This window comes from Enterobacter asburiae, from assembly GCF_001521715.1.
Lineage (GTDB): Bacteria > Pseudomonadota > Gammaproteobacteria > Enterobacterales > Enterobacteriaceae > Enterobacter > Enterobacter asburiae.
The window spans coordinates 1940103-1952177 of record NZ_CP011863.1 but is presented as its reverse complement, the minus strand read 5'-3'; the positions used below and the strand labels follow the sequence as shown (position 1 = coordinate 1952177).

Here is a 12075-nt window from a genome sequence, read left to right as displayed (position 1 = left end):
GGACATACAGTTTCACCTCTTAGCCAAGAAGGATTACCGGGTGGATAAGCACTACCAACCTAAATTCCAGGAAGAATACAGCGCCAAAATTCCGGCACTGACGTTACTGACCAGCCTCGGCTGGGCGTTTTTATCTCCGAAACAGATTATGGATTACCGGGGCTATAAACAGGATGAGGTGGTGCTGCGTCCGGTTCTGCGTGAAGAGCTGTCGAAGCGTTCCTTTATGGCGGGTGGCAAAACCTGCCAGTTATCGGAAAAAGCACTGGATAACCTGATATCACAGGTCTGTTCTCCGGCGCTGAATGAAGGGCTGCTCAAAGCCAATGAACGGATGTATAACCATCTGCTCTACGGTATCGCCGTCACGGAGTTTGTCGATGGCAAGAAGGTCAACCCCACCATTGCGCTGATCGACTGGGAACATCCGGAAAATAACCAGTTCCATTTTACTGAAGAATTTACGGTATTGCGGTCAGGTGGTGTTGAAACCCGGAGGCCAGATATTGTCTGCTTTGTTAATGGTATCCCGCTGGCTGTTATTGAAGCGAAAAGCCCGGCAGGCCATGGCAAGAAAGGGCCAACTATTGACGAAGGGATATCCCAGAGTATCCGCAACCAGTTCAACGATGAAATCCCGCAGCTGTTTGCCTACAGCCAGATATTACTGTCGATTAACGGGCATGACGGGCGCTATGGTACCTGTCATACACCAATGAAATTCTGGGCGGCATGGCGCGAAGAAGATATTACTTACGCGCAGATGTATGCGCTGCGCAACCATAAGTTATCGACTGAACAAATTCATGCGTTGTTTGATCATCGTCCTTCAGCCGATCTCGACTGGTACCAACAGTTAATAGCTGCTGGTGAACTGGCCGTCAGCGGGCAGGATAAGCTGCTCATCAGCCTGCTTTCACCGGAACGTCTGCTGGAGATGACCCGCTTTTTCACCCTGTTTGATAAAAAGACCGGGAAAATTGTCGCCCGCTATCAGCAGGTGTTCGGGATTAAAAGGCTGTTGGAACGCATAAGCACCCGCAGACCGGACGGGGGCAGAGAAGGTGGTGTGATCTGGCATACCACGGGGTCCGGTAAATCGTACACCATGGTGTTCCTCAGTAAGGCGCTGATCCTTCATGACAGCCTGAAGCAGTGTCGCATTGTGGTGGTGACGGACCGTGTCGATCTTGAAGGGCAGCTCAGCGGCACTTTTGCTTCTGGTGGCGAACTTGCCGGGAAGGATGATAAGGCCAAAGCAATGGCGACCTCTGGCCAGAAGCTGGCACAGCAGATTGGCTCTGGTAAAGAACGCATTATCTTCACCCTTATCCAGAAATTTAACTCAGCGACAAAATTGCCTGAATGCGTCAATACCAGCCCCGACATCATCGTTCTGATTGATGAAGGACACCGTAGCCAGGGGGGTGAGAACCATGTTCGTATGAAACTGGCTCTGCCGAACGCCGCCTTTGTTGCGTTTACCGGTACGCCATTGCTGAAAGAAGATAAGACCACCAATAAATTCGGGCCGATTGTCCACGCTTATACCATGCAGCGGGCGGTAGAAGATCAGGCCGTGACGCCTCTGCTCTATGAGGAACGTATTCCTGATCTTGAGGTAAACGACCGGGCAATAGATGCCTGGTTTGACCGTATTACCGATGGATTAAGCGAAGCGCAAAGAGCCGACCTTAAGCGTAAATATGCCCGAAAGGGTGAGGTTTATAGTGCAGATGATCGCATCCGTCTGATCGCACTCGATATCGCCACGCACTTCTCGAAGAATATTGATGAGGGACTGAAAGGCCAGCTTGCCTGCGACAGCAAGATTTCCGCCATCAAATATAAAAAGTATCTTGATGAAGCCGGGTTGTTTGAGTCAGCTGTAGTTATCAGCCCGCCGGATACCCGGGAAGGGAATACCGAAGTGGATGAAAGCAAACTGCCGGAAGTGACGAAATGGTGGAAGGATAATGTCGGCACGCAGGATGAGTCTGTGTATACCCGTAATGTCATCAGTGGTTTCGATACCGATGAGAAGCTCAAATTGCTGATAGTCGTTGATAAACTGCTCACCGGGTTTGATGAGCCGAAGAATACCGTGCTGTATATCGACAAGCCGCTTAAGTCCCACAACCTTATCCAGGCGATTGCGCGGGTGAACCGACTGCATCCACTAAAAAAGTTCGGTCTGCTGATTGATTATCGCGGTATTCTGGCTGAGCTGGACACGACTATCGGCAAATATCAGGACCTCGCCTCCCGAACTCAGGGCGGATACGATATCAAAGATATTGACGGGCTGTACAGCGCCATGAGCTCTGAATACAAGCGCCTGCCGCATCTGTATAACCAGCTGTGGGCCATATTTGCCGGTGTTAAAAACAAAAATGATACTGAGCAGTTACGTGCGGTACTGGTGCCTAAAATGGAAGAACGTGACGGAGAGATGGTCGATATCCATCAGAAAACCCGTGATGATTTCTTCGAGGCGTTAACGGCCTTTGCCGGATGCCTGAAAGTGGCACTGCAGTCCGCTACCTTCTTCACCGACAAGAGCTTTACGGAACAAGACCGAAATCTCTATAAAGAAACCGTAAAACAGATGTCCAGCCTTCGCCAGTGGGCGATGCAGGTAAGTGGAGAGCAGGTCAATTATGACGACTACGCTGAGCAGGTGAAAAAACTGCTGGATAAGCATGTCACCGGCGTTGAGGTTCGTGAACCGGATGGCGTGTATGAAGTCGGTAAAATGGGCAAGAGCGAAAAGCCCGAAGAGTGGGACAACAATAAAACCCGCAATGAAACCGACATCATTAAAACCCGTGTGACAAAGATGATTGAGCAGGAGCTGCGTGATGACCCGTATGCTCAGGAGGCCTTTTCCAAACTCCTGCGTATGGCAATCGAAGAGGCTGAAAAACTGTTCGACCATCCACTGAAGCAGTACCTCTTATTCCGTGAGTTTGAAGAGCAGGTTGAAGCCCGTAAGCTCAGTGATATCCCGGATGCACTAGCGGTAAACAAACATGCTCAGGCATATTACGGCGTATTTAAAAAAGAGCTGCCTGAGGTTTTTGCGGTAAACGATGTTCAGGTGCAGGAGAAGTGGACCAAGCTGGCCTTTGAAGTGGACAGCATTATCGTCAAAGCAGTGGCAGAAAATTCCCTTAACCCTCAGGATATAGAGAAAGCGGTCAAGACAAATATTTTACCGCTGCTGTTTACGGCCTGCCGGGAGATAGGGGCTGGAATGATCCAGGTGAACCGTATTGTGGAAACCATCATCCAGATCCTGCGTGTTGGATTGATGAAATCATGAGTGAAAAAGAATCGCCATCAATGAAAGCGTTACGCATTGTTTATGGTGATGAGGTCATCACCGTACAGTGTATTCCGCGTCAGGTCGTAAAGGGCAGAGTACTCATCAAGGTACATCCCGACTGTCGGGTTGTGGCCTCTGTACCGCCAGAAACACCGGAGTACGAGGTGTTGTCTGCGCTGAAAAAAAGAAGTCGCTGGATATACCAGCAACTGCGTGATTTCAGGGAGCAACAGACACACATTGTTCCGCGTCAGTATGTCAGCGGAGAAAGCCATTATTATCTCGGTAAGCAATATCAGTTGAAAGTGACAGAAGACGCTACTGTACCGCAACGAGTGAAAATGTTGCGTGGGCGTCTGGAAGTGACTGTCAGACACAAATCGGCAGAAAAGGTAAAAGCGTTGCTGGCCGAATGGTATCGGGAACGTGCCAGAGATGTATTTCAACGCAGGCTTGATTTATTGATACCCCAGACCCTTTGGGTCAGTGAGCGTCCTCCGATACGTCTGCGGGCGATGCAAACGCAATGGGGCAACTGTTCAGCAAAAGGCTGTCTGACCCTGAATCCATGGCTGGTTAAGGCATCCTCAGAATGTATCGATTATGTTTTGCTGCATGAGTTATGCCATGTGGCTGAGCACAACCACAGCGAGGAGTTTTACCGTCTGATGGGGCAGGTTATGCCGGGCTGGGAAAAGGTCAAGAAACGGCTCGACGGAATGGCGGGGATGTTGTTGGCGGATATGTGATTTTGGGGCTGATCTTCATTTAGAAACTAACCGGGGAAGTTATGTATTCGCTATCGAAGTATGTTTTTTATACCACTCTAATTCTTTATGTCCTGACATTACTAACTGTCAGCTATGTTGGTGCCTATTTAACTTATGTGGCTATTCCGGTGATTGTTGTTTCTGGATTATTAATGAAACTTCTCGGTAAAAGAAAGAGTAAATCAGGAGAAGTATCAAATGTTGTAGCCAGGGTGCTCAATGATACAAATGTCGGGCTGGAACGTTTTAATGAAGGCATGCACTGGTTCAATGAGAAAAACAGAATCATAAATGAAAAAACAAAACCTCTTAACGAACAAATTCATGCAATAAGAATGAAAATGATTGAGCCGGAGGTAAAGTTAAAATATGAAAGTGACCCTGAAAAAAGAAAAACACTTAATGCTTTAATTGAAAGTATGGAAAAAGATATCAGGATTATAGAATCCCAGAAAGATGAAATTAAAATGGCGATAGAGATAGATATTGCCCGCAAGAGGATTAATGAATAATGTTTGAGTTTTCTGCATGGATATTGATTAACAGTGACAGTTTTCAATAACTAAAATATCAAACAAATGGCATAGTAAACATGATTGTTAAAGGGAGGTTGAATTGCATTCTGAAGCGTTGGCTATCGAATTTATTGAACAACTGAAAGGCATCTCGGTTGAGGATAATGTTGAATTCAATTTTTTTGAATTGGGAGGTTCCGGATATCTCGAAAACCCAACAACGGATTTAATGGCTTTGTTTATGGGAGCCCAGAAAATGGTGCCGCCATGGTTGCTAAAAGCATTGTTATGTTGCCTGGATGATTCCCTCGATGTTGATGAAATTGATTTCACCTCTCTGGAATTAATGAGAGAGGCCAGAACAGAGGATGGGAAATATCTTGATATTCTTATCAGACATGATGAATTCATCATAGGTATTGAGCATAAAGTTTTGGCTGATACATATAATCCTTTTCCCAGCTATGTAAGTCTCATTGATAGTTACGGCGGCAACAATCAAAATCTATTTCGCTGTATATTAAAGCCTGACGGTAACAGTGCTAAAGGCGTAGACGGTTGGCAACTGATCAATTATTCACTGCTGCTGGAAACCGCCATTCGACGTCTGGGGTTGGAGATGATGAATCAAGAGTTCAGCAAGTGGACTGTTTTTTATCAGGAGTTTTTAAGTCATCTTAAAAAATTGAGTGAGGTTAGTATGGATAAGGTATCTGATAAAAATGTGGAGTTTGTCACTGAAAATTTCTCAGCTTTGATAAAATCGGTTCAACTGCTGGAAATGTACCAAAATGCTATCACCGAGGAAGCTAAATCGGTTGTCTCAGAGGTATTGCCTGATATTCATATTGCAACAGGTATTAATAACTGGAAGGGTTACTATAAAGCAATTCATCTGATGCCGGGATGCTGGGGGCAAGGTAAAACAGGAATTACGTTAGTTTATCGCCCTTCAGAGGATGGACGAGATGAAGCTGAGTTCTACGTATATGGATGGATACATTCAGATGATTACCCTGAAGTTAATGCACTAAAAGAAGAAATAAGAGTTGCTTTAAGTGCTGGAGATTTCATTCCAACAGCTAGCCCTGAGGACTATGAAGTATCAATTACTGGGAAGGGGAAAGTGCTTGAACTGAGTTTTTGGGGGAATACGAGAAGCAAAAAAGATGCACTGGTTCTTCTTAAGGATATGACTAAGTGGATGGACTCAAAAATAAGAACATAAAGTAATATGACTGAGTGATGACGATCTTTTTTAAATTGTGGATTATTAGGCTGGTAATTGAAGCGCCGAATAGACAGATATTGGAATAAAAGGAGAATATTCAAATGATTTATCAGTGTGATACTTGCAGTAGAACGACTTTTGAGGTTAATTGTCCCTGGTGTAGTGGAGTTTCGCCTGTAAAAACGTCTGCATGGGGTTCAGCATCATCGACCGCACAAGCAATAGACATACAACGTATGACACCATTGAATCCATCGTTTTATCCCGAATTTCAGTATCGTTCAAAGGGTGTTCTAAAAGATCTATTTGGGAAAAAGAAAGAGCAAACTCAGCTTAATCAATTGCTTGAAAATGTTCTCGAAAAATACTCCAGTTTAAAAGATCCATATTTTACTAACTTCATTTACACTTCCAGATTCTCACATAATAATAAATCGGAAGCAGATTACTCAACAGATAATGGTACATACTCCGAATTACAACTTTTCCGTGAGGTGTTGGTCAGAAAAGGGTTCAATGAGCTTGAGCAGTTACCTGAGCTATTAGATAAATTACTCCTTACCACGTCATTTAACGCTCTTTATTATGGTTTCGCTAAGGAAGTTAAACGGCATATTAAATCCACACTTACTGAATCCTTGAAGTCATGGATTGAGGAAGCGGGTACCACTTTTAGGGCAGATCTTTCATTGTTTCTATTCTATATATGGAGCAATAAAATAGAGTTCTCATCAGTAGAGTTCAATGAAAAAGCGGAGGCTACGCCTGGTGTTCCTTTAGTTTCATTTGATGAAGTTAAAAAATACTTAGCTGCGTGCGAACATATTTATTTTGATATTCTGGTTGATAGATTAGCTACACGGCTCGAACATTTTAACCCTAACAAATTCGTCACCATGTATTTAGTTGATGCAATGGACGGTTTCCAGTTTGAAGATTTCCTTGTGGAAGTATTCCAGACTATGGGCTATGACGTCAAAGAAACCAAGAGAACGCAAGATCAGGGGGCAGATCTCTTCGTCACTCGATTTGGTAAGGATATGGTTATCCAGGCGAAAAATTATTCTGGTTCTGTAGGTAACTCGGCGGTGCAGCAGGTGATCTCTGCTAAAACATTCTATGGTTGTGATGAGGCGATGGTTGTGACTAATTCCTACTTCACACGCTCTGCGAAAGAGTTAGCTGAATCAGCCTTGGTACGTCTGATCGACAGGGATGAACTGCAAAAGTATCTGGATGATTACAATCAGAAGATAATCGAAGATTTTCAGTCGAACTCATAATGTTTAAACATTGCAGCATTGATGGTAAGTACTGGCAGGTTTTGCGTTGGTAACTTTAATTTACTAAACCGCCTTAAAGGCGGTTTAGTAAAAAAATCGAACATTTAAAATGCTAAGTAATCATAAAGACATAATAATTTTCTGAAATCCGTGTCACACCGTCCGGAGTGTTCTTCAAGATAATTCTTTAATTCTTCTATTGATATATTATCATCCATAACAGAATACATGATTCCACCGATGACTTTCCAGTCAGGTAAGTTATCCGTTATGTCAGTTATTGTTGAGTATTCATTTCCGCATTCTTTAACATAACCCTTTAAGTCAGCGATAATTTTATCAACTTGGCGATTTTTATATTTTTCTTCATTAATGAGATTCTCACAAATTGAACTGAATGCGAAAACCGGGAACCTTTCACGAGTTGATATGACTTGCTTATTCAGTAATGATATAAGTTGTGAGTTTGCTTCATCAACTATTTTGAAATAATTTTGAATCATTTCAGTTTTGGTTTGGAATTCATATTTAACAGTCCGTTCTGAACCAACGGCTAAAACCATATCTTCATTTTTTAGTTCATCGATGTTTTCTGTTATATTTACCTTTATTTCTCCGCCGCTTTTAATAGTATTCCAAACTTTTTGCACTTTCCTGATGTCCATCGCGGAAACTGGAAGGACTAGTTTTGAAAGTGCATCATATATAGCAGTATAGTTATCTGTTTTGATTTTATTGATGCGGATAGTTGCCATGCTCTCAATATCAATATCATGCTCGGTTATTTCTGTCGTATGATCACCAGGTGCATATTCAACTAGCAGGAAGTTATCGCGAATCTTCTTTGCTAGTTCAGTGTTGACATTTACATATGAAAAAATAGTTTTTAACAGGGACTTAATGTTTGAATCACTTATGCTATAGCCAATAAATATAATAGGGTTGTGTATGAAAATAGAAAGGAGTTGGGCCCTGATTAATTCGTATTTATTATTGAAGTTATTATAGTCGTCTCTTGTTATAATTATGTTGTCTGAGTCGGTTACACAACCATGTATTTTGTAAACTGAGCCATAGGGGTTGCTAAGAAGAATATCATTCCCTATTAACGGGTTGAACTCAAAAACTTTTTCACATAAACGATCGTAATTCGTGGTTATGACGGAACCAATGTTTTTACGTGCTCTAATTAGAGCGTCAATTTCATTGCTTTTTTCGGGTCTTATCAATAAGCCGTTAAGTATTTCTGTTATATAAATTTTAAAACGGCTCAGTTTCTTGCCTTCTTTCATGTTTTTATAAAAAATATCGTTAATGGCTTCGAATTTGCCATTCCGATCAGTTGCAAGACATTTGTTGAATTCTATCTCAAGCCTTGTTGCCAAAAGGTCATAACTATATTCACCATTCTCCATTGATTCTGCTTTAAGGTCATAGTAAAACTCCTCATTACCCGTGAGTTCATTGGATATAAACTCAAGTAATTCATTCCAGCCAAAAGAGTTTTGAAGATACCTAAGACTAAAACCGGTGCCGATGAAAAGCACTGGATGATTTTTATAATGACCTACAAAATCTTGGATTTCCATACCAATTCTCAACATTAACCCACATACTCATCATAAAATCAAATTTCGAAAGAAAATGCCAATGGTCTTTCATAAATAGTATCACCCTTATCAGACTGGAAAGGGGAACGAACATTAGTGGCAAACCACCACCATAGCTGACCTGGTACAGGTACAGCCAAGCTACATTTTTAGACGTTATTCATGTACTGAGATTGGCACTTGGGCTTCCGTGCCAGGGGGGGCTTACCTGTGCTGACTCTGTGCTCAAAGTTATCCAAGTCTATCTATTTACTGCCAATTACAGTAAAGTAGATGGACAATTGCAGCGAAGTTTCGCAATGTACTGCTATCTAACTCATTGATCCTGCGTAGAATTTAAAATCCCTCGGCGTTCGCGCTGTGTGGGTTCAAGTCCCACTCCGGCTACCATGGGAAACAAAGAATAATCAAAGCAATAAGCAGTGTCGTGAAACCACCGAAAGGTGGTTTTTTTGTGCCTGAAATTTGCCAGTCACACCCCACCCAGATACGCCTTCCTGACCTCCTGATTTCCCAGCAGCTCCTCGCCGCTGCCGCTCAGCCGGATCTGCCCGTTAACCATCACATACCCACGGTCGGAAAGCTTCAGCGCGTGATGCGCATTCTGCTCCACCAGAAAGATGGTCATGCCGTTGCGGGCCAGCTCGCGCAGCGTCTGGAAGATCTGTTTCACCACAATCGGCGCCAGACCGAGGCTCGGTTCATCCAGCAGCAGCAGCTTCGGACGGCTCATCAGCGCCCGGGCAATCGCCAGCATCTGCTGTTCCCCGCCGGACATGGTCATCGCGCGCTGCTTGCGCCGCTCCTTGAGGCGGGGGAACAGGTCGAACATGGTTTGCATATCCTCGGCGGCAAACTGGCTGCCGATGGGGATGGTCCCCATCAGCAGATTCTCTTCAACGGTCATATCCGGGAAGATTCGTCTGCCTTCCGGCGCCTGCGCAATGCCGCCGGACGCGACGTAGTGGGTAGATTTATGGCTGATATCTTCACCACCGAAAAGGATCTGCCCGCTGCGAATGCGGGGCTGGCCAAAGATGGACATCAGCAATGTCGATTTACCCGCGCCGTTTGCGCCAATCAGCGCCACGGTTTCACCCTTATTGACCTCGAGGGAGACCTGCTTCAGCGCCTGAATGACGCCGTAAAACACATCCACATCGCGAAATGCCAGCAGCGGTTCGCTCATAGGGTGACCTCGCTTTCGTCCGTACCCAGGTAGGCGGCAATAACCTTTTCATCATGCTGGATCTGCTCGGGTTTTCCCCTGGCAATCACATCGCCGTGGTCGAGCACGATAATGTCGTCCGAAATCTCCATCACCATCCCCATATCATGCTCAATCAGTAATACCGTGATGTCATGATGATCCCGCAGAAAGCGAATAATGCTGCTGAGCTTATGCGTTTCAACCGGGTTAAGCCCGGCGGCGGGTTCATCCAGACAGATCATTTCCGGCCCGGTGCACATGGCCCGCGCAATTTCCAGACGCCGCTGCTGGCCGTACGACATCTCTCCCGCCAGGCGATTGGCGCACTCCACCAGATCCACCACTTCCAGCCAGTAGAAGGCCCTGTCCAGGGCGTCGCTTTCCGCCCGCCGGTACGCCGGCGTATTTAAAATCCCGGCGAGCAGATTGCGGTTAACGCGCATATGCTGCGCAACCAGCAGGTTTTCCACGACAGACATCTCGCGGAAAAGACGGATATTTTGAAACGTACGCGCCAGCCCTGCGCGGTTGACCAGATGCGTTCCGCCGAACATTTTGTAGAAAAGGCGCTGCCCGAACTGCGCGGGGTTAATCCAGTCTCCCGGCTGGAATTTTTGTCCGAGCACCTGAATAACGTTGGTCGTTTTATGGCGGGTATTAAATAAAATGTTGCCGCCGGAGGCCCTGTAGAAGCCCGTCAGGCAGTTAAACACGGTAGTTTTTCCCGCCCCGTTTGGCCCAATCAGGGCGGTAATTGAGCCGCGCTGCACGTCCAGGTTGACGTCGTTTAGCGCCTTAATCCCGCCGAAGTGCATCATCAGATGTTCAACGCGTAATATCGTTCCGTTCATGGCGCGACGCCCTTACGCACGGCAAACCCGCTGCGGTTAATGCGGATCAAACCGCGCGGACGCCAGATCATCATCACCACCATGAGCATGCCAAACAGCAGGACGCGGTACTCGGCAAAACTGCGCAGCAGCTCCGGCGTTACCGTGAGCACAAAGGCGGCCAGCACTACGCCAAGCGTCGAGCCCATCCCGCCCAGCACCACAATGGCGAGGATCAGCGCCGATTCAAAGAAGGTAAAGGAGGTGGGATTCACGAACCCCTGATAGGTGGCGAAGAACACCCCGGCAATGCCCGCGGTCGACGCGCCCAGCGTAAAGGCCGACAGCTTAACCAGAACATGATTTAACCCCATCGAGCGGCAGGCAATTTCGTCTTCACGCAGCGCCTCCCACGCCCGACCAATCGGCATCCGCGTCAGGCGGTGCTTAATGTAGAGCACCAGCATCACCACCAGGAACAGAACCGCGTAGATAAAAATAAACTTCATGTTCGGGTTGTAGGTCAGGTGGAAAAATTCGTGGAAGGGCACGCCGCCTTCTTTCGCGCGTCGCCCAAATTCCAGACCGAAAAAGGTGGGGGGAGGGGCCGACACGCCGTTTGGGCCGCCGGTGAAGGTCAGCCAGTTGTTGAGTATCAGGCGAATAATCTCCCCGAACCCGAGGGTGACGATGGCGAGATAGTCACCGTGCATGCGCAGTACCGGGAAACCGAGCAGGGCGCCTGCGGCGGCGGCCATGATTGCCGCCAGCGGCAGCATGCTCCAGAAGCCTAAGCCGAGATACTGGTATCCCAGCGCCAGACCGTACGCCCCAATCGCGTAGAACGCGACATATCCCAGATCCAGCAGGCCGGCCAGACCCACGACGATATTCAGCCCCAGGCCGAGAAGCACGTAGATCAGCCCGAGAATGGCGACGGTTAGCACATATTTCGTGGCGACAAACGGAAAGCAAATCGCAAGGGTAATCACCAGAGGAATAATCCAGCGCATGCGGCTTTTGTATTCCGGTGGCCGGACATATACGCCCGCGCTATCGGCTTCGAAGCGCGCCTGGAAACGGGTGCCCGCGGCGGTACCTAAAAAGGCGCTCAACAGAAAACGCCCGAGCATGACGATGCCAACCATCCAGGCCAGCCGCTGCCCGGCAAAGTTAAAGCTGTATCCGTCCAGCACCACGCCCGCAATGGGGCCGAAGATTATCAGCGCAATCAGCCCGGAAAAAAATCGCGTCCAGCATGCAGCGTTTAAGTGAAAAACCGTGTGATGTCATCATTC

General features: G+C 46.5%; 8 protein-coding genes and 1 pseudogene. 5 read left to right on the top strand and 4 right to left on the bottom strand.

What is annotated here, in order from left to right:
- Positions 1-40: 40 nt before the first annotated feature.
- The 5 genes from ACJ69_RS09590 to ACJ69_RS09570 all read left to right on the top strand — a co-directional run bounded on the left by ACJ69_RS09590 (position 41) and on the right by ACJ69_RS09570 (position 7127).
- Positions 41-3325 (top strand): type I restriction endonuclease subunit R, encoded by a 3285-nt coding sequence (locus ACJ69_RS09590; RefSeq protein ID WP_058691003.1) that lies wholly within the window; start codon positions 41-43, stop codon positions 3323-3325.
- A complete protein-coding gene (locus ACJ69_RS09585; RefSeq protein WP_048961756.1) occupies positions 3322-4077 on the top strand; it encodes a M48 family metallopeptidase in 756 nt (251 codons plus the stop codon). Before ACJ69_RS09590 ends, ACJ69_RS09585 begins: the two co-directional genes overlap by 4 nt.
- 41 nt (positions 4078-4118) lie before the next feature.
- Positions 4119-4610 (top strand): hypothetical protein, encoded by a 492-nt coding sequence (locus ACJ69_RS09580; protein ID WP_063846369.1) that lies wholly within the window; start codon positions 4119-4121, stop codon positions 4608-4610.
- Between the two features lie 103 nt (positions 4611-4713).
- A complete protein-coding gene (locus ACJ69_RS09575) occupies positions 4714-5841 on the top strand; it encodes a PD-(D/E)XK nuclease family protein (protein WP_048961753.1) in 1128 nt (375 codons plus the stop codon).
- Between the two features lie 104 nt (positions 5842-5945).
- Positions 5946-7127: a restriction endonuclease gene (locus tag ACJ69_RS09570; protein ID WP_058691002.1), complete on the top strand. Its 1182-nt coding sequence runs from the start codon at positions 5946-5948 to the stop codon at positions 7125-7127.
- 104 nt (positions 7128-7231) lie between these two features.
- Here the strand turns inward: ACJ69_RS09570 and ACJ69_RS09565 are convergent, their stop codons facing one another.
- The 4 genes and pseudogenes from ACJ69_RS09565 to livM form a co-directional block, all read right to left on the bottom strand.
- A complete protein-coding gene (locus tag ACJ69_RS09565) occupies positions 7232-8716 on the bottom strand; it encodes an SIR2 family protein (protein ID WP_032236390.1) in 1485 nt (494 codons plus the stop codon).
- A 493-nt stretch (positions 8717-9209) separates the two neighbouring features.
- Positions 9210-9926, bottom strand: a complete 717-nt coding sequence (locus tag ACJ69_RS09560; RefSeq protein WP_054829922.1) for an ABC transporter ATP-binding protein — start codon at positions 9924-9926, stop codon at positions 9210-9212.
- On the bottom strand, positions 9923-10798 hold the full coding sequence (locus ACJ69_RS09555; protein ID WP_045356847.1) for an ATP-binding cassette domain-containing protein: 876 nt from the start codon (positions 10796-10798) through the stop codon (positions 9923-9925). The genes ACJ69_RS09560 and ACJ69_RS09555 overlap by 4 nt, the downstream gene beginning before the upstream one ends.
- Positions 10795-12070: pseudogene (gene livM / locus ACJ69_RS09550) on the bottom strand (high-affinity branched-chain amino acid ABC transporter permease LivM). The gene ACJ69_RS09555 and the pseudogene livM overlap by 4 nt, the downstream one beginning before the upstream one ends.
- Positions 12071-12075: the final 5 nt, after the last annotated feature.